Here is a 21901-nt window from a genome sequence, read left to right as displayed (position 1 = left end):
TCGGGGTCAGACGACCGCGGTCATGCCGCCGTCGACGAAGATGTTCTGTCCCGACACGAAACTGGAGGCGTCGGAGGCGAGGAAGAGCAGGGCACCGTCGAGCTCGGCGAAGTTCCCCCAGCGCTGGGCGGGGGTGCGCTGGGTGAGCCACGCGGTGAAGTCGGCGTCCTCGACGAGCGCGCGGTTCATCTCGGTGGCGAAGTAGCCGGGTGAGAGCGCGTTGACCTGGATGCCGTGGCGGGCGAGGTCGGCCGCCATGCCCTTGGTCAGCTGGGCGACGCCGCCCTTGGACGCGGAGTACGGGGCGATCGTCTGCCGCGCGAGGTGCGACTGCACCGAGGCGACGTTGACGATTTTGCCGGAGCCGCGGGCGATCATCGCGGGCGCGACGAATCGCGAGACGTAGAAGACGCCCGAGAGGTTCGCGGCGATGATGTCGTCCCAGTCCGAGACCGCGAAGTCCTGGATGGGCGCGCGGCGCTGCACGCCGGCGTTGTTGACGAGGATGTCGGGGGTGCCGACCCGCGCGAGCAGATCGGCCACCCCGGCCTCGACCGCCGCCGCGTCGGTCACATCGAAGGTGACCGACACGGCGGGACGGCCGGACAGGGTCTGCGCCTGCGCACGCGTCGCCTCGAGCGCATCCGCGTCACGCCCGTGCACGATGACCCGGGCGCCGGCGCGCGCGAGCGCGAGGGCGAGGGATCGGCCCAGTCCGCGGGACGAGCCCGTGACCAGCGCGAGACGATCGGAGACGTCGAAGAGGGCGGACATGAGGGTTCTCCTGTTCGGGGTGTGGATGCCGGGGCGCGGGACTAGAGCATCGAGCCGATGCCGTAGACCACGAGCACGAGCGCGAACGCGAGGACCGACTCGATGGTCTGCTGCACGGTCCAGGTCTTCAGCGTGGTCTTGACGTCCATACCCATCAGGCGGCCGACGAGCCAGAAGCCCGAGTCGTTGACGTGTCCGGCGAAGACCGAGCCCGCCGCGGTCGCGAGCGTGATCGCCGCGATCTGGAGCGGGTTGAAGTCGCCGGCGATCACGGCCGGCGCGGCAAGGCCCGCCGCGGTTACCAGGGCCACCGTCGCCGAGCCCTGAGCCAGTCGGATCACGACGGCGATGATGTATGCCGCGAAGATGATCGGCAGGCCCATGTCGGCGAGGGTGTCGGCGAGTGCATCGCCGATGCCGGAGGCCCGTAGGACGCCGCCGAACATGCCGCCGGCGCCCGTGATGAGGATCACGGAGGCGACGGGTCCGAGGGCCGAGTCGACGATCTTCTCGATCGCGGTGCCGTTCTCACCGCGGCGCGTGCCCAGCACGACCATCGCGACGATGACCGTGATGAGCAGTGCGACGGCGGAGTTGCCGAGGAGGATGAGCAGCTGGATCCACATGTTGTCGCCGTCGACGGCGCCGGCCGTCGCGAGCGTCGACAGCCCCGTGTTGAGGAAAATCAGGAACATCGGCAGCAGGAGCAGCAGGATGATCGTGCGGGGCTTGGGCGGGTTGACGGGCTGGTCGTCGTCGATCTCGCCGAAGATCGTGGGCACCGGCAGCGGGATGCGCGCGGCGACGAACTTTCCCCAGAGGTAACCCGAGACGTACCAGACCGGGAACGCGATGATGAGGCCGACCAGCAGCACGATGCCGAGGTTCGCGCCGTAGAGCTCGGTCGCCGTGACCGGGCCCGGGTGCGGGGGCAGGAAGACGTGCATGACCGAGAACGCCGCGGCGGCGGGCAGGCCGAACAGCAGCACGTTGTTCTTCGAGACGCGGCGTGCGATCGCGAAGATGATGGGCAGCATCATGACGAGGCCGGCGTCGAAGAACATCGGGAAGCCGAGGATCAGCGATGCGATGCCGAGCGCGAACGGAGCGCGCTTCTCGCCGAAGATCTCGACGAAGCGGTCGGCGAGCGCCTTCGCGCCACCCGAGTGTTCGATGAGGCGGCCGAGCATCGCGCCGAGACCGACGAGCAGCGCGACCGTGCCGAGGGTTGCGCCGAAGCCGCCGGTCAGGGTGGTCGCGATCTCGCCGATCGGCACGCGGGCGACCAGGGCGGTCAGCAGCGAGACGACGATCAGCGTCAGGAAGGCGTGCACCTTGAAGACGATGATCATGACGAGGATCAGCGCGATGGCGCCGGCTGCGATCAGCAGCAGCGGCCCCGTACCCAGAGTCTGGGTCCAATCTTCCATCTGGATCTCCATTGATAGTGAGGAACCGGGTGCCGCCGTGAAGGCCGATGCACCCGCGTTAGGATTCGAGCGTTCCTCGGGCCCGGCGTCAACGCCTGACCGAGGTTCTGTGAATCCTCACACAAAGATCGTATCTTTTTCAACCTGTCGTCATATTTTTGATCGGAGTGCTCGTTGGCCCAGGCATCCCACGGCCCGGTGCTCGACCATCTGGGCGTGCGCATCACCGCCGGCGAGCTCCTCCCCGGGTCCGTGCTCACCCTCGCGGGGCTCGAGGCGGAGTACGGCGTCTCCCGCACGGTGATCCGCGAAGCCGTCCGGGTGCTCGAGGCGATGGGGATGCTGGAATCACGCCGCCGCGTGGGCGTCACGGTGCGCCCGCCGTCGGAGTGGAGCGCACTGGACACGCGGCTCATCGGCTGGCAGCTGCAGGGGCCGGGCCGAGACCAGCAGCTGGTCGTCGTGACCGAGCTGCGTGCGGCGATCGAGCCGATCGCCGCACGTCTGAGCGCGCAGCGGGCCAGCGACGTGCAGCGAGCCGAGATCCTCCGGCTCGCCAACCGGCTCGAGAAGCTCGGGCACGACGGTCTCGGCGACACCGACGAATACCTGGCCGCCGACATCGCCTTCCACGACCTCATCCTCGACGCGAGCGGCAACCTCATGCTCGCGGCGACCAAGCCCGCGATCGCCGCGGTCATCGCCGGGCGTTCGCACCTGGGCCTGACCCCCGGGGTGCCGCACTCGGAAGCGCTGCACAATCACGTCCAGACCGCGGCCGCGATCGCGCGGGGCGACGCCGATGCCGCCGAGCATCACACGCGCCGATATGTCGACACCGTGCTCGGCGAGGTGCGCGGGGCCCGGTAGGTCGCGGGCTGCATCGCTGAGCCCCGGCATCCGCGCCCCCTGCCGAGCAGCGGCGTGCGCGCCCTGTGCTGTCTAGGTGGTGACCGCGTTCGGCGTCGCCTGGCCGCGCAGGACCGCGAGCACGTCCGCGACGGCCTGGGTCGCGGTGCGCACGATCGCCTCGCGCGTGTGCGCGCCGCTGTGGGGTGTCGAGATCACCCGGGGATGCCCGACCAGCACGGACGCGCTCGGCGGCTCGGTCTCGTAGACGTCGATCGCGACGGCGTGCAGGTGCCCGGACTCCAGCGCGGCCAGCGCCGCCGCCTCGTCGAGCAGCCCGCCCCGGGCGGTGTTGATCACGATCGCATCCGGCCGCAGCAGCGCGAGTCGGCGCGCATCGAGCAGGTGCCGGGTCGAATCCAGAAGCGGCACGTGCGCACTCACGACGTCGCTCGCGCGGCACAGGTCGTCGAGATCGGCGCGCTCGACGCCCGCCCCCTCGAAGACCGCATCGGGCAGCATCGGGTCATATGCCACGACGCGCATGCCGATCCCGCGTGCACGCTCGGCGACCAGGCGCCCGATCGCGCCGAATCCGATCACGCCGAACGTGCGCCCCGTCAACTCCAACCCGTCGCCTCGGACCCAGTCCCCCGCGCGCACCCCCGCATCCAGACGAGGGATGCTGCGTGCCGCGGAGAACGTCAACCCGATCGCCAGCTCCGCCACGGCGAGCGCGTTCGCGCCGGGCGTGCGCGTGACGACGACGCCGCGCTCGGCGGCGACGGCGAGGTCGATGTTGTTCACCCCCACGCCGTAGCGCGAGATGACGCGGAGCGCGTCGGCGCTGCGCAGCACGGCAGCGGTGTAGTCGTCGAGGCCGGCGACGACAGCATCCACCCCCGGCAGCGCCTCGATGAGCTCGTGCTCCGTCATCGGCCGGCCGGTGTCGTTGAAGACGAGCTCGTCGGCGTACGCGCGCAGCGGATCGAGGCTCGGCGCCTCGCGGTCGCGGCAGAGGGACGTGGGCGTGACGAGGATCTTCATCGTGCGCCCTCCCCCGCGCCCGGGAGCGTCCGCGAGTAGTGGTCGAGGTATCGCGCGAAGCCCTCGTCGTACTGCTCTCTACGCTCCAGACGTGGCGCGACGATGCGCGGCGCCGCGTCATCGAGTGCGGGATGCCGCTCGTCGAGCCCCGCGCTGCGAAGGCCCATGCGCACCGCGCCGACGACCGAGCTGTGCTGGCGCGACGAGACCTCCATCTGCGCGCCGAAGACGTCGGATGTGAGCTGGGTCCAGTAGGGCGAGGAGAGCACGCCACCCGAGAGCACGATGCGCCGCGGTGTGCCGTTGAGCGCCGTGAGCTCCTTATAGCAGTGGTAGAGCGAGTACACGATGCCCTCGAGAACCGCCTGATACATGTCGGCGCGGGAATGCTGCGGCTGCAGTTCGAGCAGGCCGCCGCGACGCTGATCCTGCCACCCGGGGCTGCGTTCGCCGAAGAGGAAGGGCATGAACACCGGCAGCGACCGTTTGTCGGCCGACAGCAGCGGCTCGATCTCGGCGTAGTCGGTCGACGAGCCGAACAGCCGCTCCTTCGCCCAGTCGACGCAGTTGCCGCACCCCGATGTCGCCGCGCCGCTGAGCGCCCCGACGGGCGAGCGGTAGGACCAGGTGCTGAGCGTCGGCGAGAGCGAGGGGTGCAGGGTCGAGAAGCGAAGGGCGCCGCTCGTGCCCATCGAGAAGGTCATGTCGCCGGGCTCGGTGGCGAGATCGCCGACCTGGCTGAGGCCGCCGTCGGGACCCGGCGTGAGCACCGGGATCCCCGGGCGCAACCCGAGCAGGACGGCGGCGTCGGGCGCGAGCGGCGCCGTGTCGGTCGCCGAGCGCAGTTCGGGGAGGCGTACGCCCTCCAGCCCCAGGCGGGCGATGACCTCGGCATCCCAGTCCGCGGTGTGGGCGTTGAGCAGTCCGGTGCCCGAGGCCAGCGACGGATTGGTCCAGACCTCGCCGGTCAGTCGGGCGAAGTTGAGGCTGGACTGGTCGAGCGCGAGCAGGCCGTCGAGGTCGTGTCCACCCTCGGCCAGGTGCAGCAGCTTGAAGACCGGATAGATCGCGTTGACCATGCAGCCGGTGCGCTCGTAGAACCACCACATGAACTCCTGGTCGGCGCGCAGCCGGGCGCACAGGTCCTGAGCCCCGGTGTAGGGCCACTCCATGACGGGGGTGACGGGCGAGAGGTCGGCGCGGCGCAGCGTCAGACCGTGCCAGGTGCCGCTGAGCACGATCAGATCGATGGCACGGCCCGCGGCGCTCTCGCGCCCGAGCGCCATCATCTGCGTGTAGATGGCATCGCCGTCCCGCACCGCGGAATCGGGTCCATCGACCTCGAACCGACGGCTGCGCACCGCGAGCACTCCCGATTCGGTGTCGAAGAGCATCGTCTTCGCGGATGTCGTACTGGCTTCGAGAGCAAGGATGAGCATGGGTCCTGTTTCCATCGTCGGAAGGGCGGCCGGAGCGCGGACGCGGGCGTCGTTGCCCCACAATGATATGATCATTTCGTCCACGCGCGACGGCCGCGCTCGGCGGAAGCAGATGATGACCCCCCTCTTCGAGCGCATCGCGCAGCACAGGATCGTCCCCGTCGTCACGGCGACCACACCCCTCGAGGGCGCCGGCATCGCCGCGGCCCTCGTCGCCGGCGGTCTCCCCGTCGCCGAGGTCACCTTCCGCACCGACGCCGCGGCCGACGCGATCGCGGCGATCGCCGCCCGCGGAGACGTGCTCGTCGGGGCGGGCACCGTGATCCGGCCCGAGCAGGTCGACGCCGCCGTGACTGCCGGGGCGTCGTTCATCGTCTCGCCGGGCACGTCGCGGGCGGTGATCGAGCGTTGCCGGGAGCACGCCATCCCCGTGCTACCGGGCGCCGTCACCGCGACCGAGATCCAGGCGGCACTCGAACTCGGCGTCGACGCCGTCAAGTTCTTCCCCGCCGAGTCCTCCGGCGGCGCCGGGTCGCTTCGTGCTCTCACCGCCCCGTTCGGCGGCGTGCGCTTCGTCCCCACCGGCGGGATCTCACCGGCGAACCTCGCCGACTACCTGCGCATCCCCGCCGTGCTCGCGGTCGGTGGTTCGTGGATGCTGCCCGCCGACAGCATCCGTCGCGGTCAATGGGACGAGGTCGCACGCCTGACGAAAGAGGCCGTCACACTCGCGGGGGCACACCCGGCGCTCGCACTACGCTAGGACCGGCTACGGGTGCGGCCCACGTCGCGGCGCACCGCAGGTCGGCACGCACGAGGAGAGGTATGAACAGCACCAACACGTCCACCGATCGAGACGACCAGCCGGGCTCGGCCGAGGCGCACGAGGGTGCACCCTCGCCCGAGGATGTGCCCCGCGAGGCGCCCACTCCCGCCGGCCCCGACACCGCCGGCGCCCCCATCGCCAACATCGGCGTCGTGGGCCTGGCGGTCATGGGATCCAACCTCGCCCGCAACCTCGCCTCGCGCGAGGGCAACACCGTCGCCATCTACAACCGTTCACGGTCGAAGACCGACGAGCTGGTCGCCGAGCACCCCGAGGCCGAGTTCGTGCCCGCGTTCTCGTACGACGAGTTCGCCGCGTCGCTGCAGAAGCCGCGCACCGCGATCATCATGGTCAAGGCCGGCAAGGCCACCGACGCCGTGATCGACGCGCTCGTCGACGCGTTCGAGCCGGGCGACATCATCGTCGACGGCGGCAACGCCCTCTTCACCGACACCATCCGCCGCGAGAAGGCGGTTCGCGAGACCGGCATCAACTTCGTCGGCGCCGGCATCTCGGGCGGCGAGGAGGGAGCCCTGACCGGCCCCTCGATCATGCCCGGCGGCTCGGATGAGTCGTGGGTCACGCTCGGCCCGATCCTGCGGTCCATCGCGGCCGTCGCCGAGGGCGAGCCGTGTGTGACGCACGTCGGGCATGACGGCGCCGGCCACTTCGTGAAGATGGTGCACAACGGCATCGAGTACGCCGACATGCAGCTCATCGCCGAGGCGTACGACCTCATCCGCCGCGGCACCGGCAAGTCGCCGGCCGAGATCGCCGACGTGTTCGCCGAGTGGAACCGCGGCGAGCTCGAGAGCTACCTCATCGAGATCACCGCCGAGGTGCTCCGCCAGGTGGACGCCGCGACCGGTCAGCCGCTCGTCGACGTGATCCTCGACCAGGCCGGCGCCAAGGGCACCGGAGCGTGGACCGTGCAGACCGCCCTCTCGCTGGGCGTGCCGGTCTCGGGCATCGCCGAAGCCACCTTCGCCCGTTCGCTCTCCTCGCACCCCGAGCAGCGCGCCGTGTCAGGCGACCTGCCCGGGCCCTCCGCGGGCCTGTCGATCGATGACGTCGACGCGTTCATCGAAGACGTGCGCCTGGCGCTCTACGCCTCGAAGATCGTCGCGTACTCGCAGGGCTTCGACGAGATCCGTGCGGGCGCGGCCGAGTACGACTGGTCGATCGACCTGGGCGCGATCGCGAAGATCTGGCGCGGGGGCTGCATCATCCGCGCGCAGTTCCTCAACCGGATCTCGGACGCGTACGCCGCCGAGCCCGGTCTGCCCGTGCTGCTGACGGCGCCGTATTTCGTCGAGGCGCTCGGCCGCGCTCAGGACGCATGGCGCCGGATCGTGTCGCAGTCGGCGGGCGCCGGCATCCCGGCCCCCGCGTTCTCGTCGTCGCTGGCGTACTACGACGGTCTGCGTGCGGAGCGGCTGCCGGCGGCGCTGATCCAGGGTCAGCGCGACTTCTTCGGGGCGCACACCTACAAGCGCGTCGACAAGGAGGGCACCTTCCACACGCTGTGGTCGGGCGACCGCACCGAGATCGAGGCCGAGGACACGCACTGATCCCCGGATAGGCCTCGAAGGCGCCGGCGCATCGTGCGCCGGCGCCTTCGTCTATGTGGGCCGTCTGCCGCGCGACCCCTGCGTGTCCCACTTTCTGTCGCTTGGCGCAGGCGCCGGCGACAGAAAATGGGACACCATGCCGTCGTGCAGCCGGGGCGCGACCGCGGGTCCCGGCCACGAACGTGCCAACATTCCGGAGCATTGCCACCCCGGGCGACGTCCGGGCGCCCGGGCACCCGACCCGCGCCCATGTCTCCGGAATGTTGTCCGGTTCGGCGGGCTCAGCCGGTGATGTCCCGCACCACGCCGCGGTCAAGCCGCAGCCGGCGCCGCGCGCGGCGCGCGACGGCCGAGTCATGGGTCACCACGATGAGAGTGAGACCTTCGGCATTGAGCCCCTCCAGCAGCGCCAGGATCTCGTCGCGCATCGACTCGTCGAGGTTGCCGGTCGGCTCGTCTGCCAGCAGCACCCGGGGTCGCCCCACGATCGCCCGCGCGATCGCGACGCGCTGCTGCTGACCGCCCGACAGCTCGCCCGGAAGGTGGTCGGCGCGCTCGGCGAGTCCGACGTGCGCCAGCGCCTCGCTGACGCGCGTCGCGCGCTCCGCCCGCGGCAGCCCGAGGGGCTCGAGAGCCATGTCGACGTTCTCGTGCGCGGTCAACGTCGGAATCAGATTGAATCCCTGGAACACGAAGCCGATCTCGTGCGCGCGCAGTCTCCCGAGCTCGGCGTTCGACGCCGTCGCCATGTCGACCTCTCCCAGCAGGACCGAACCCGCCGTCGGACGATCGAGTGCCCCGAGCAGCTGGAGGAACGTCGATTTTCCCCCGCCCGTCGGGCCCTGGATCGTGACGAAGTCGCCCGCCGCGATCTCGATGTCGACCCCGACCAGGGCCTTCACCTGCCGCCCCTTCTGGGCGTAGGTCTTCACCACCCCCGACAGCCGGTACAGCGGGGATGCCGCCTCCCAGCCTGCGTCCTCTGTGTGGGTGTCTGCGAGTGTCATGTCAGCTTCTTCCGTCGTGTCGGGTGTCAGTGTCTGCTCGTCCATGCCTCAGCCCACCGATCGCAGGGCTTCGGCGGGGCTCAGGCGGGCGGCGCGCCAGCCGCCGAACGCTCCGGCGACGAGTCCCCCGGCGATGGCCAGGCCGATCGCGGCGAGGATCACACCGATCGTCAGCGGCGCCTGCAGCACGATGTCCGAGGCGGTCTGCGCGGTCTGCGCCCCGCCGAAGCCACCCGAGCCGCCCATGCCGCCGGGACCCGCCCCACCGGGCCCGGCGGTCTCGGCCGCGGTGGCGGACGAGATGGTCGGGGCGACGAGGGTGATCGTCAGTGCTCCCGCGAGCCCCAGCACGAGCCCCACGGCGCCGCCGATCAGGCCCTGCACGACCGACTCTCCGGCGACCTGTGCGACGACGCGGCGGTTCGACCAGCCGATCGCCTTGAGGGTTCCGAACTCCCGCGTCCGGCGAGAGACGCCCGAGATCGTGAAGAGCACGGCGAGCAGCACCGCGACCGCCAGAACGATCACCGACAGCCATGTGCCGAGGCTGGTGATCAGCGACGAGGCACTCGAGAGCGATCCCGACACCGTGGCCGCGAGGTCGGATTGCGAACTGACGGTCGCCTCCGGCACCTCGTCGGCGATCGCGGCCTGCACGGCGGCGATCGCATCGGACGATTCGGCCTGCACGTAGATCGTGGAGACGACGTCTTCGAGGCCCGCGAGGGTCTGCGCGACATCCAGCGGGATGTACACGTCGGCCGCCGTGTCGGCATCGCTGGAGGTCGAGGCGACGATGCCGACGATCTCGACCCCCGTGCCCCCGACATCCACCGTGTCCCCCACGGCGAGCGAATTCGTCGTGGCGTAGGTGGCATCGATGATCGCGACGTACGCGCCCTCATCGCTCGCCTCGAGCGCGCGCCCCTCGGTGAGCTCGACCGCGGAGAGCGGGCCGACGGCGGTGGCGGTGGGGTCGATACCCAGAACGGCGAAGGAGTCGAGGCCGAAGGCGCTGCCGCCCGCGCCGTCCGGTCCGCCGGCGGGCGGCTCGCCTCCCTCGCCGGGAGCGGCCATCTGCGACCGGTCCGGCATCTCGCCCGAGAACGTCGTGTTCGTCAGGCTCAGAGCGCCGGATGCTGCCGCCACGGAGTCGATCGACGAGATGGTGCCGAGGGTCGAGGCCTCGAGGGTGCCGCGCGAGCGATCTGCCATCAGGCGGGACTGGCTGAGCGTCGTCGTGCCATCCGTGCTCTCGCCGGCGCCGTCCTCGAACTCGAACTGCGGACCGCCCCCGCCCTCTCCCGGCTGCGCCTGCGCGCCGGTGACGGTGAGGTCGGTGCCGACACCGTAGACGGACTCGAGCGCCTGGGCCTGAGCATCCCGCACCCCGGCCGAAAGCGCGTTGACGATGATGACGAGTGCGATCGCAAGGCCGAGGCCCGCCGCGACGATGATCGTCTGTTTCTTGCGGCCGGCAAGCTCGCGCCGCAGATAGGTTCCGTACATCCTTCTCCCTCTCGCCGACCCCGCGGCCGGACCGGTGCCGACGCTAGGGAGGCCGTCGATGTGCGCGCCCAGCGGCGGTTATGCGAGAGCTATGCGCAACGGAAGCAGGTTCACAGCCAAGCCATAGCCGACGGCATAGGAATCCCATAGGTTGACGCGCAGAATGGATGCCATGACCACCGCCGCGCCCACTCCCGCCCTGCACCGTCCCGACGGGACGCCCCTGCGTATCGCCGTCGTCGACGACGAGCAGATGCTCACCGATCTGCTCTCGATGGCGCTGCGCATGGAGGGCTGGGAGGTACGGACCGCAGGCAGCGGGTTCGAGGCGCTGCAGCTGGTGCGGGACTTCTCACCCGACGCGCTCGTGCTCGACATCATGATGCCGGACCTCGACGGGATGGCCGTGCTGCAGCGCCTGCGGCAGTCCGGCGATGACACCCCCGTGCTGTTCCTCACCGCGAAGGATGCCGTGGCCGACCGGGTCGCGGGCCTCACGGCGGGCGGCGACGACTACGTCACCAAGCCGTTCAGCCTCGAAGAGGTCGTCGCGAGGCTCCGCGGGCTCATGCGCCGCGCAGGGTCGGCGTTCGCCAGCGAGGCTGAGCCGATCCTCCGTGTCGCCGACCTCTCCCTGAACGAGGACAGCCACGAGGTGGAGCGCGCCGGCACCGAGATCGAGCTGACGGCGACGGAGTTCGAGCTGCTGCGCTATCTCATGCGCAACCAGCGCCGTGTGGTGTCGAAGGCCCAGATCCTCGATCGGGTCTGGAACTACGACTTCGGCGGCCGGTCCAGCGTCGTCGAGCTCTACATCTCGTACCTGCGCAAGAAGATCGACGCGGGTCGCACGCCCCTCATCCAGACCGTCCGCGGCGTCGGCTACATGATCAAGGCCCCGCAATGACCTCACCCGCGACGGATGCTGTCACGACAGCATCCACGCCGGCGCCTGCGACCGCGGCGTCGGCCACGTCGCGGCGCCCGCCGATGACGCTGCAGCGGCGTCTGATCCTCACGATCATCGGCATCGTGTCGTTCATTCTCGTCGTCGTGGCGATCGTGACCAGCGCGATGCTGGGCAGCGTGCTGCAGCGTCAGCTCGACGACGAGATCCGCGCGGCCGCGGCGGACGCCGGCCGCGGCCTCGATCTGCCCCTCTTCCCCGGCACCACCGAGGGCGAACCCGATGCGTACGCCGTGCTGGCCGGCGGACGCCAGCAGCCGGGGTTCCTGCTCGTGCTGCAGACGCCCGACGGCTCGTCGGGAGCCGTCGTGACCGGCATCGACTCCGTCGAGGAGCTCTCGGCGACGCAGGTCGAGGAGATCCTCGGCGCGACCGAGGCGGGCGGGTTCACCTCCGCGGGTCTCGGGGCCGACCTGGGCGCCTATCGCCTCGTGCCGATCATCTCGCCCAACACGGGATACACCGGTGTCGTAGGCCTGCCGCTCGATGAGGTGCAGGCGACGATCGGCGAGATCCTGACGATCATCGCGCTCGTGACGACCGCGGGCCTGCTCGTGCTCGTGCTGGCGACCGCGTGGACGATCCGATCCGGACTGAAGCCCCTGCGCGCGGTCGCCGACACCGCCGCACGTGTTGCGCAGCAGCCCCTCGACCAGGGCGCCGTGTCGATCACCGAACGCGTTCCGGCCGCGCAGTCCGACGATCGCACCGAGATCGGACGGGTGGGTGCGGCGCTGAACACACTGCTCGACCACGTCGAGTCCTCGCTCGACGCGCGCCAGCGCAACGAGGAGCGCATGCGCACCTTCGTCGCGGATGCGAGCCACGAGCTGCGCACCCCGCTCGCCTCGATCCGCGGTTACTCCGAGCTGTCGCTGCGCGACCGGACTCTGAGCGAGAACAGCGCCCAGGCGCTCGAGCGCATCCAGGCGCAGTCCGTGCGCATGACCGGCATCGTGGAGGACCTGCTGCTGCTGGCCCGGCTCGACGAGGGTCAGGAACTCGTCTACGGCACCTCCGACATCTCGCGCCTCGTCGTCGAGGCCGTCGGCGACGCCCAGGCCGCGGGTCCCGACCACGAGTGGCAGCTGGATGTCGGCGACGAACCCGTACTCATCGCCGGTGACACCGCGAGGCTCCATCAGGTGGTCGCGAACCTGCTCGCCAATGCGCGGACCCACACCCCCGCGGGCACGACCGTGACAGCGAGCGTCGCCCGTCAGGGCGACACGGCCGTCGTGCGCGTGCACGACGATGGCCCCGGCGTGGATCCGGCGCTGCAGGCCGAGCTCTTCGAGCGCTTCGCCCGCGCCGATCGGTCGCGCGCTCGCCAGACCGGCGGATCCGGCCTCGGGCTCTCGATCGCGCGCGCGATCGTCGAGGCGCACCGCGGCGAGATCGCGGTGCGCAGCGTGCCCGGCGACACGACGTTCGAGGTGCGGCTGCCCGCCAAGCCCCGCGATCCCGGGGCCTGACGCGGGCGCCGCGGCGCAGCATCCGTGCGGGGCGTTCTCTGCCGCGGGCGCGCCGTGTGCCGGCGCTCGCGCTGTCGATGCTCAGCTGTCGCGAATTGCGGGTGTTGGTGCGCAGCACCCGCAACTCGCGACAGGCGAACGGAACTTCAGCGACCCTGTTGATGCTCCCCTGTCGCAAACTGCGGGTGCACCGCCGCAACACCCGCAACTCGCGACAGGCGATCACCACCGCCGGCAGCGACGCCGCTCGCGCTGCCTCGCTCCCCTGTCGCCAACTGCGGGTCCGGCGGCACAACACCCGCAACTCGCGACAGGCGAGCGGAACTTCAGCGTCCCGGTTGATGCTCCCCTGTCGCAAACTGCGGGTGCACCGCCGCAACACCCGCAACTCGCGACAGGCGATCGAAAACTCGCCGTCACGCACGGGTACGACGAGAAGTGTGGATGCTGCGCTTCCGCGCCGTGCGCGCCACCGACACCGTGCGCGCCCCTCACCCGCGCCCCCGGCAGCAGCGCGCCCCCGGCAGCAGCGCGCCCCCGGCAGCAAAGCGCCCCATCGCCAGCGCGCCCCCGCGCCCCGGGCGGGTCAGTACCCCGCGAACGCGTCCGTCGTCAGCGAGCGGGCCTTCTCGAGGGCAGGCGCGAGGTCGGCGACCAGCGCGGGCGGACCGGAGATGTAGGCGTGTCTCGCGGTGAGGTCGGGCACCTCGTGCTGCAGGCCGTCGGCGTCGAGGCGCACGCCCCGCCCCCATCGCCAGCGCGGCGGCAAGGGTGACGGGTCGTCGCGGCTCACGACGATCACTTCGGCGCCCGTCGCGGCGAGCTCGTCTCGGAAGGCGATCTCCGCCGCGGTGCCGGCGACGTACACGAGCACGACATCGCGGTCCTCGCCACGTGCGGCGGCCTCGCGCAGTTGGGAGACGAACGGGGTGACGCCGATGCCGGCCGCCACGAGCAGGACGGGCACCGACGGATCGCGAGGCAGCAGGAAGTCGCCCCAGACGCCGGTCGCGGCATAGTCGACGCCCGGTTCGGCACGGCCGAGGGCCCGCTTGTACGAGCTCTCGTTCGCGCCCTCCTTCACCCGGTAGGCGATCCGCACCGTGGGGGCGTCGCTCGGCGCCGAGACGATGCTGAACTCCCGGCGGGTCCCGCGCGCGTCGGGGTGCGCGTGCGGCACCTCGAGCTCGACGTACTGGCCCGCCGAGAAGCGCACCGGGCGGGCCGACTCGAACGTCAGCTGCCGGACGGTCGGGGTGATCATCGACGCGTCCCGCAGGCGTAGGCGCACCGTGTGATGCGCCGCCCAGACGAAGGCCAGCAGATTGCCGACGAGCAGCGCCCGCTCCTGACCGAGGGTGACATCCCCGATCGGGATGGGCCAGCCCGCCAGCACACCCGCGACCGCCGCGACCGTCAGCTGCTGCCACCGGCGCGGGGGCAGCGTCAGCGGCTCGGACAGCATGAACGCCCCGAGGAACAGAAACGGCGAAGACCACAGCGCAAAACTCAGCGCCTGCCCCGCGTCGACATCGACGCCCGCCGCCTGCGCCTGCACCGAGAGTCTCGCCACCGAGATGCCCACCGCGACGACGAAGAACATCGCGACGATGCGCAGGCGCTCGGTACGCACGAGCACCGCGAGCCCCAGCACGATCACCGGCAGCGCCAGCACGGGCGCACCCACCCACCACGCGGACGAACCGAGCCCCGAGATCGTGAGGACGCTCGCCCCGACCGCCGCGGGGTTGAGGATGTGCCGGCCGCGCCAGGCCAGGGCGTACTTCGACACGACGGCAACGACACCCGCGAGGGCGATCCACAGCAGGTCGAGCGGCACGAGCGTGGGCCGCAGCACGAACAGCAGGATGTACGCGGTGATGAGCGACGATTCGTAGCGGACGGGCATCCGCAGCATCCGCTGGATGAGCGCGTTCGCACCGACGCACGCGATGCCGAGCACCGCGACGGTCGCCAGCAGCTCGAGCGGTGTCGGCACGACGAGGCCGAACAGCGACAGCACCAGCGCGATCAGCGTCAGCGCAGCGAGGGCGAGCATCACGAGGCGGTACATCGAGAAGCGGCCGAGGTACCCGCGCGCTCGGGTCCACAGGGCGGTGAGGGCGGCGATCACGATCCCACGCTACCCGCGCGCGTGAACAGCTCGGCGGCGCAGCCCGGCGACCACTCGACGCGCCCGCTCGACAGCATCCGCACCCACGCGACCCCCCAGCGGTGCGCGAGCTCGGCCCCGCCATCGAAGAACAGCGCGGTGGCGGCGGCGTCCGCGCGCATCGCCGACGCGGCGAGCGCCCACGTGGCCACAACCGTGCGCACCGGCAGTCCGGTCCGGGCATCGAGCACATGATGGAGGCCATCGCCCCACGCACGCCGGTTCGTCGCCGATGCGCAGAGCGCAGCATCCGTCACGGTCCACACGCCGATCGCACGCGAGGGGTCGTAGGGATGCTCGAGGCCGATCCGGCGGGTCGCGCCCCGCACCGCGAGGTCTCCGCCCGCGTCGACGACGAGCGGACCGTCCGTGCACCAGGGGGCGAGCGCATCGGCCACCCGGTCGACGAGCCGTCCTTTGCCGAGCGCACCCACGTCGACGACGCCCCCGCCGCTCTGGCGCAGGCGATCGCCGTCGACCCTCAGCCGCGCCCGCCAATCTGTGGGGGCAGGCACGGCGTGGCCGGCCTCGAGGGTGTAGGCCGCGTCGTATCCGAGGCTCGCCAGCGACGCCCCGACGAGCGGGTTGACGGCGTCGGATGTCGCCGTAGAGATCTCGTCGAACGCCTCGAGCATGTCCTTCGCATCGGGTGGCGCGGGCACGGCGCCCGCGCCACGCGCGAGCAGCGAGACGAGCGAGTCGTCGCGGAAGCGCGACCACTCCGCGTCGAATCGATCGATCAACGCGCCGACGGTCGCCCGCGCGTCGGAGGGTAGCTCCCCCGACGTCTCGATCTGCCAGGGCGTGCCGATCGCGTCGAAGGTCCACGCGGTGCGGGAGCCCGCATCCGGGGCGGCGAGCGCCGACACGGTCACGCCGCCGCTTCGTCCTTGATGGCCTCGACGGCCTCGTTGAAGCCGCCGCTGGTGAGCGAGGATCCGGCGACGCGGTCGACGGCGAGGTCGTCGATGCTCACGCCGACGACCTCGTCGCTGATGCCCCCGATGAAGCGGGACTGGTAGTCCTGCGATTCGCGGGCCTGGGGATCGCCCGTGACCGCGACGTCGCTGACGACGCCGCCCTCGAGGGTGAGCGACACCTCGATCGTCTCGACGGATTCGGGTGTGACGTACGAGCCGCTCGCGGTGTACGTGCCGTCGTCGTACGATCCCGACGACGCTCCGCCGGTGGAGGTCGAACTCGATGAGTCGGTGTCGGTGTCGGCGGTGTCGGCGGTCGCGGCGCCGCAGCCGGCGAGGGCGAGGGTGCCGGCGACACCGACGAATGCCGCGGTGTAGCGGAGCGGGCGGGAAGCGGCGGGGCGGATCATGTGGGTCCTCCTTCGTCGGGGGGAACGGGCCGGAGCGGCCGTCGTATGCGAGCGTATGGAGCGCGCTTCGCCATCGTCGGTGATCCGCCTATGAGGAAGCTTTGAACGACCCCGGGCGCCGCAGGGTCTTGAGCCCCTCGACGGCGAGGAAGATCACGATCGAGAGGCCTATCGGCAGCAGCCACGAGTGCGCCGCGAGAGGTCTCGAGCCGAACAGCGCATTCATGAACGGGGCGTACGTGTACACCAGTTGCAGCGCGAGCAGGGCGAGCGCCGACCACCACACGACCCGGTTGCCGCGGAGGATGCCGGGGGTCAGGCTCGACCGTCCGAGGAAGCGGCAGTTGAAGAGGTAGGCCAACTGTCCGAGCGCGAGCATCGCGACCGCCTCGGTGCGCGCATAGTCGATGTCGACGCCGGTCGAGGCGACGCCGTAGAACACCCCGAGGGTCGCGCCACCGATCAGCAGCGACACGACGAGCACGAACCCGAGCTCGCGGGCGGTGATGATCGAACCGCCGGTCGGCCGTGGCGGGCGCTGCATGATGCCCTTCTCGGCGGGCTCGTAGGCGAGGGCGAGCGAGAGGGTGACCGCGGTGATCATGTTGACCCACAGCACCTGCACGGGCGTCAGCGGCAGCGCGAGGCCGAACACGACCGCGACGAGGATCACGAGGGACTGCGCGCCGTTGGTCGGCAGCAGGAACACGACGGACTTGCGCAGGTTGTCGTAGATGCGCCGACCCTCGCGGATCGCCGAGCGGATCGTGGCGAAGTTGTCGTCGGCGAGCACGATCTCGGCGGCCTCCTTGGTCGCCTCCGTGCCCTTGATGCCCATCGCGATGCCGATGTCGGCACGGGTCAGCGCGGGGGCGTCATTGACGCCGTCGCCGGTCATGGCGACGACCTCGTCGTGTGCCTGCAGCGCCCGCACGATGCGGATCTTGTGCTCGGGGCTCGTCCGCGCGAACACGTCGACGTCGCGCACGACCGCCTTCAGCTGCTCCTGACTCATCTGCTCCAGTTGGGCACCCGTGAGCACCTCGGGGTCGTCGCCGGAGACGAGGCCGAGCTCGCGACTGATCGCCAGGGCGGTGCCCGCGTGATCACCGGTGATCATCTTCACGCGGATGCCGGCGGCATGACAGTCGGCGATGGCCGCGATCGCCTCGGGTCGGGGTGGGTCGAGGATGCCCCACACCCCGAGGAACTCCAGGTCATGCAGGTCGTCGGCGGTCAGATCATCGGTGCGCGCATCGACGGGGCGGCGGGCGGCGGCGAGCACGCGCAGGCCCTCGCCGCTGAGCTCATCGATCACAGCCTCCCAGCGAGCGCGATCCACCGGCACCGGCCCCTCCTCGCCGCGCTGTGTCGCCGAGCGCTCGAGCAGTCGATCGGGCGCACCCTTGACGAGGATCGCGCGCGATCCGTCGGCCGCCTCGTGGAGGGTCGCCATGAACTTGTGCGCGGAATCGAAGGGCACCACCGCGAGGCGCCGCGCATCCGCCGTGCCCGCGCCGCCCTTCATCGCGACGGTCTTGAGCGCCCCCTCGGTGGGCTCGCCCACCAGCATCCACCGCTGCGCGGACGCGGGGTCCGCCACGGACGGACCCGGGGAGCCCGCAGATCCGGCGCCGGCAGAGGGGTCGACGACGATGTGCGCGTCGTTGCACAGCGTGCCGACGGCGAGGATCGCGGCGAGGTCGGCGGGGGCGCCCGCCGGTCGGCTCGAGGCGCGGCCTGCGCGCGCGGGCAGGATCTCGCCCTCGGGCGCGTAGCCGAGGCCCGTGACCTCGTACTCCCCTGCCGCGGTGACGATGCGACGCACCGTCATCTCGTTCTTGGTGAGCGTGCCGGTCTTGTCGGAGCACACCGTGGTCACCGAGCCGAGCGCCTCGACGGCCGGCAGTTTGCGCGTGATCGCGTGGCGCCCCGCCATCTGCTGCACACCGATCGCGAGGGTGATGGTCACCAGCGCCGGAAGTCCCTCGGGGATCGCCGCGACCGCGAACCCGATCGTCGCCGAGATCAACTCGGCGAAGGGCATCTGGTGCAGGTACCGGCCGATCGCGAGCATCACGACCGCCATCGCGAGGATCACGAGCGTCAGCACGCGACCGAACGAGTCCAGCTGCTTGGTCAGGGGCGTGTCGAGACTGCCGGCCTCGCCCACGAGCGCCTGGATCGTGCCGATCTCGGTGCGGGACCCCGTGGCCGTCACGACGCCACGGCCCTGCCCGGCCGACACGATCGTGCCCGAGAACGCCATCGACGATCGGTCGCCGACGCCCGCATCGCGGTCGACCGGGTCGAGGGACTTCGAGGCGGGCGCCGACTCCCCCGTCAGCGCCGATTCGTCCACGCGCAGCTGCGTGGCCTGGATCAGCCGCACATCCGCCGGGACCTTGTCGCCGGGGGCGAGCCGCACGATGTCGCCCGGCACGAGATCCGCGGCCGGCACTGTCGACCACGCACCGTCCCGACGCGCGGAGGCATCGGCCGACAGCATCCCGCGGATGCCCGCGAGGGCCTTTTCGGCGCGCCCCTCCTGCACGAAGCCGATCACCGCGTTGATGATCACGACCGCCATGATGACCCAGAAATCCAGCCAGTCGCCCATGATCGCCTTGATCGCGGCGGCGCCGAGCAGGATGTAGATCAGGGTGTCGTTGAAATGCACGAGGAATCGCAGGATCGCGGGGCGCCGCGGCGGCTCCGGCAGCAGGTTGGGCCCGACCTCGGCGAGGCGACGGGATGCTTGGCCCGCGGTGAGCCCACCCGCGCCCGCGTCCAGCGCGGTCAGCGTCTCGTCGATCTCGAGAGCGTACGGCCGCTCGATCTCGAGGGGCGCAGCGATCGATGTGTCGGTCATGGCGACCCTCCGCGGCTCAGGCCGCGCCGTCGAACATGCTCGTGACCGAGCCGTCCTCGAACACCTCGTGGATGGCCCGCGCGAGCAGCGGCGCGATCGGGAGCACCACGAGACCCGGGAAGCGCCGCTCGGGCGGCAGGGGCACCGTGTCGGTGACGACCACCTCGTCGACCGCGGCGTCCTGCAGCAGGTCGAGCGCGGGGCCGCTGAAGATCGCGTGGGTCGCCGCGACGATGACCTTCTCGGCGCCGTTGGCTTTGAGTGCCTGGGCCGCCTTGACGATCGTGCCGCCGGTGTCGATCATGTCGTCGACCAGCAGGCAGACGCGCCCCTCGACCTCGCCGACGATCTCGTGCACGGTGACCTGGTTGGCCACCTTCGGGTCGCGGCGTTTGTGGATGATCGCCAGCGGTGCCCCGAGGCTGTCGGACCACGTGTCGGCGACGCGCACACGGCCCATGTCGGGCGAGACGACGGTGAGCTTCGCGCGGTCGGCGGCGGTGAGCGTCTGCTCGAAGTGCTCGAGCAGCACGGGCTTGGCGAAGAGGTGATCGACGGGCCCGTCGAAGAAGCCCTGGATCTGCGCGGCGTGCAGGTCGACGCTCATCACGCGGTCGGCGCCGGCGGTCTTGAGCAGGTCGGCGACCAGACGCGCGCTGATCGGCTCGCGGCCCCGACCCTTCTTGTCTTGCCGGGAGTAGGGGAAGTAGGGGGCGACGACCGTGATGCGCTTGGCGGAGGCGCGCTTGAGGGCGTCGAGCATGATGAGCAGCTCCATAAGCCACTCGTTGACGGGATTGCCGAAGGACTGCACCACGAAGACGTCGCACCCGCGGATGGAGACCTCGAAGCGCGTGTAGATCTCACCGCTGGCGAAGGTGCGGTGCTCGGTCGGCGCCAGCTGCGTGCCGAGCGCGTCGGCGACGTCGGTCGCGAGCGTCGGGTGCGATCGGCCCGAGACGACGACGAGGCGCTTCTTGGTCTTCGCGACGAGTCCCGGTGCGATCCCGCGATCGCTGTCGAGGTCAACCGTCTTCTTCTTGCGAGCCATGAGCCGCCTTCTCTGCGGCCTCGGCCGCGGCCGTGCCGGGACGGTGCGCGATGACCCAGCCCTCGACGTTGCGTTGCGAGCCCGTCACGACCGCCAGCGCGCCCGGCGGAACGTCTTTCCGCACGACCGTGCCGGCGCCCGTGTACGCGCCATCCCCGATCCTAACGGGCGCGACGAACACGTTGTGGGCGCCGGTGCGCACCGCATCGCCCACCTGCGTGCGGTGCTTGTCGACGCCGTCGTAGTTGGCCACGATCGTTCCCGCTCCGATGTTGGCGCCCGTACCCACCTCGGCGTCGCCGACGTACGACAGGTGCGGAACCTTGCTGTTCGCGCCGATCACGGCGTTCTTGGTCTCGACGAAGGTGCCGATCTTGCCCTTCGCGCCGAGGTCCGTGCCGGGACGCAGGTAGGCGAAGGGCCCGACGCTCGCGCCCGCGCCGATGACGGCGAGGGTCGCGTCTGTGCGGGTGACGGTCGCCCCCTCCCCGACCTCGCAGTCGACGAGGCTCGTGTCGGGGCCGACGGTGGCACCCTCCGCGATCGCGGTGGCGCGCAGGATGTGCGTGTTCGGCAGCACGGTGACGTCGGGGGCGAGCGTTGCGGTGACGTCGATCCAGGTCGTGGCGGGATCGAGCACGGTGACGCCCTCGAGCTGCCAGCGGCGCACGGTGCGCGCGTTGAGCGTCGCGGCGGCGGCCGAGAGCTGCACGCGGTCGTTGACCCCGAGAGCGGCATCCGCGCTCGGTGCCGCGGCCGCGGCCACGCGGTGACGCGCATCGCGCAGCAGCGCCACGACGTCGGTCAGGTAGCGCTCTCCCTGCGCGTTGGCGGTGCCGACGAGGTCGAGGTGGGTGCGCAGGGGCCCCGCCTGGAAGACGTAGACCCCCGCGTTGATCTCCGTCAGGGCCGCCTCCTCGGGCGAGGCGTCCTTCTGCTCGACGATGCGCGTGACCCCTCCCTCGGCGTCGCGGACGACCCGGCCGTAGCCGGACGCATCCTCGAGGACGGCGCTGAGCAGGGTCACCGCCGCGCCGGTGTCGCGGTGCGACGCGATCAGCGAGGTCAGCGTGTCGGCCTCGAGCAGCGGCACGTCGCCGCTGAGCACCAGCACGTCGCCGTCGAACCCCGGCAGAGCCGCCAGCGCGACCTGCACGGCGCGCCCTGTGCCCGGGATCTCGTCCTGGTCGACGACGATCGCTGCGGGGGCAGCATCCGTCACCGCCTGCGCGACGAGGTCGCGCTCGTGCCGCACGACGACCAGCAGTCGCTGCGGATCGAGGGCCCCCGCCGTGTCGAGCACGTGCCCGAGGAGCGGGCGACCGCCCACGTGATGGAGCACCTTGGGCGTACGGGACTTCATGCGCGTGCCCTGGCCAGCGGCGAGGACGATGACGGCAAGGCTTCGATCGGTCATGCTCCGCCGCCAGGACTCGAACCTGAACCTCACAGCTCCAAAGGCTGTCGTGCTGCCATTACACCACGGCGGACCGCGGGCCCTGCCGGAGGGCGGGCGCCGCCCGACAAGTCTGCCAGAGCGAGGCTGTGACCCCGCGTCCGCTCGCCCACCGATGCCATGAT

17 protein-coding genes and 1 tRNA gene are annotated in these 21901 nt (G+C 71.0%); 5 read left to right on the top strand and 13 right to left on the bottom strand.

The window, feature by feature from the left end; translation table 11 throughout:
* Positions 1–6 precede the first annotated feature (6 nt).
* Together AB2L57_RS06770 and AB2L57_RS06765 are read right to left on the bottom strand one after the other, a co-directional pair.
* The gene (locus AB2L57_RS06770) at positions 7–774 is read right to left on the bottom strand and encodes an SDR family oxidoreductase (protein WP_292809668.1); all 768 of its coding nucleotides are present in this window, start codon (positions 772–774) and stop codon (positions 7–9) included.
* A gap of 41 nt (positions 775–815) precedes the next feature.
* On the bottom strand, positions 816–2204 hold the full coding sequence (locus AB2L57_RS06765) for a GntP family permease (protein WP_409048389.1): 1389 nt from the start codon (positions 2202–2204) through the stop codon (positions 816–818).
* Between the two features lie 174 nt (positions 2205–2378).
* Here AB2L57_RS06765 and AB2L57_RS06760 point away from each other — a divergent pair, with 174 nt between their 5' ends.
* Positions 2379–3074, top strand: coding sequence for a FadR/GntR family transcriptional regulator (locus tag AB2L57_RS06760; RefSeq protein ID WP_409048388.1), 696 nt, complete (start codon positions 2379–2381; stop codon positions 3072–3074).
* 72 nt (positions 3075–3146) lie between these two features.
* Here the strand turns inward: AB2L57_RS06760 and AB2L57_RS06755 are convergent, their stop codons facing one another.
* Positions 3147–4100 (bottom strand): phosphoglycerate dehydrogenase, encoded by a 954-nt coding sequence (locus AB2L57_RS06755; RefSeq protein ID WP_409048387.1) that lies wholly within the window; start codon positions 4098–4100, stop codon positions 3147–3149.
* On the bottom strand, positions 4097–5539 hold the full coding sequence (locus tag AB2L57_RS06750) for a gluconokinase (protein ID WP_409048386.1): 1443 nt from the start codon (positions 5537–5539) through the stop codon (positions 4097–4099). The genes AB2L57_RS06755 and AB2L57_RS06750 overlap by 4 nt, the downstream gene beginning before the upstream one ends.
* A 112-nt stretch (positions 5540–5651) precedes the next feature.
* On the opposite strand from AB2L57_RS06750, the gene eda reads away from it, so the two are divergent.
* On the top strand, positions 5652–6302 hold the full coding sequence (gene eda, locus AB2L57_RS06745) for a bifunctional 4-hydroxy-2-oxoglutarate aldolase/2-dehydro-3-deoxy-phosphogluconate aldolase (protein ID WP_363331321.1): 651 nt from the start codon (positions 5652–5654) through the stop codon (positions 6300–6302).
* A 62-nt stretch (positions 6303–6364) separates the two neighbouring features.
* Positions 6365–7936 (top strand): NADP-dependent phosphogluconate dehydrogenase, encoded by a 1572-nt coding sequence (gndA, locus tag AB2L57_RS06740; protein WP_292809658.1) that lies wholly within the window; start codon positions 6365–6367, stop codon positions 7934–7936.
* 281 nt (positions 7937–8217) lie between these two features.
* On the opposite strand, the gene AB2L57_RS06735 is transcribed toward gndA, so the two are convergent.
* Together AB2L57_RS06735 and AB2L57_RS06730 are read right to left on the bottom strand one after the other, a co-directional pair.
* On the bottom strand, positions 8218–8943 hold the full coding sequence (locus AB2L57_RS06735) for an ABC transporter ATP-binding protein (RefSeq protein ID WP_292809656.1): 726 nt from the start codon (positions 8941–8943) through the stop codon (positions 8218–8220).
* A 48-nt stretch (positions 8944–8991) separates the two neighbouring features.
* Entirely contained in the window at positions 8992–10452 is a 1461-nt protein-coding gene (locus AB2L57_RS06730; protein ID WP_292809654.1) for an ABC transporter permease, read from the bottom strand.
* 172 nt (positions 10453–10624) lie between these two features.
* Between AB2L57_RS06730 and AB2L57_RS06725 the strand changes: the two genes are divergently transcribed.
* Positions 10625–11359: a response regulator transcription factor gene (locus tag AB2L57_RS06725; protein WP_409048385.1), complete on the top strand. Its 735-nt coding sequence runs from the start codon at positions 10625–10627 to the stop codon at positions 11357–11359.
* Positions 11356–12894 carry an ATP-binding protein gene (locus AB2L57_RS06720; protein ID WP_363331320.1) on the top strand — a complete coding sequence of 513 codons (1539 nt, stop codon included), beginning with the start codon at positions 11356–11358 and terminating at the stop codon, positions 12892–12894. Before AB2L57_RS06725 ends, AB2L57_RS06720 begins: the two co-directional genes overlap by 4 nt.
* Positions 12895–13480: 586 nt before the next feature.
* On the opposite strand, the gene AB2L57_RS06715 is transcribed toward AB2L57_RS06720, so the two are convergent.
* The 7 genes from AB2L57_RS06715 to AB2L57_RS06685 form a co-directional block, all read right to left on the bottom strand.
* Entirely contained in the window at positions 13481–15028 is a 1548-nt protein-coding gene (locus tag AB2L57_RS06715) for an FAD-dependent oxidoreductase (RefSeq protein WP_292809650.1), read from the bottom strand.
* Positions 15025–15936, bottom strand: coding sequence for an FAD:protein FMN transferase (locus AB2L57_RS06710; RefSeq protein WP_292809767.1), 912 nt, complete (start codon positions 15934–15936; stop codon positions 15025–15027). The genes AB2L57_RS06715 and AB2L57_RS06710 overlap by 4 nt, the downstream gene beginning before the upstream one ends.
* Positions 15937–15938: 2 nt before the next feature.
* Positions 15939–16397, bottom strand: coding sequence for a hypothetical protein (locus tag AB2L57_RS06705; protein WP_292809648.1), 459 nt, complete (start codon positions 16395–16397; stop codon positions 15939–15941).
* Positions 16398–16485: 88 nt separating this feature from the next.
* Entirely contained in the window at positions 16486–19269 is a 2784-nt protein-coding gene (locus tag AB2L57_RS06700; RefSeq protein ID WP_292809646.1) for an HAD-IC family P-type ATPase, read from the bottom strand.
* 16 nt (positions 19270–19285) lie between these two features.
* Complete coding sequence (locus AB2L57_RS06695; RefSeq protein ID WP_292809644.1) at positions 19286–20320, bottom strand: ribose-phosphate diphosphokinase; 1035 nt, start codon at positions 20318–20320, stop codon at positions 19286–19288.
* The gene (gene glmU, locus AB2L57_RS06690) at positions 20295–21737 is read right to left on the bottom strand and encodes a bifunctional UDP-N-acetylglucosamine diphosphorylase/glucosamine-1-phosphate N-acetyltransferase GlmU (protein WP_409048384.1); all 1443 of its coding nucleotides are present in this window, start codon (positions 21735–21737) and stop codon (positions 20295–20297) included. The genes AB2L57_RS06695 and glmU overlap by 26 nt, the downstream gene beginning before the upstream one ends.
* A gap of 1 nt (position 21738) precedes the next feature.
* Positions 21739–21810, bottom strand: a tRNA-Gln gene (locus AB2L57_RS06685).
* Positions 21811–21901: the final 91 nt, after the last annotated feature.

The sequence above is a fragment of the Microbacterium sp. HA-8 genome (assembly GCF_046111165.1).
In the GTDB taxonomy this organism is placed as follows: domain Bacteria; phylum Actinomycetota; class Actinomycetes; order Actinomycetales; family Microbacteriaceae; genus Microbacterium.
The sequence above is the reverse complement of the archived record's forward strand: the minus strand, read 5'-3'. Positions and strand labels throughout refer to the sequence as shown.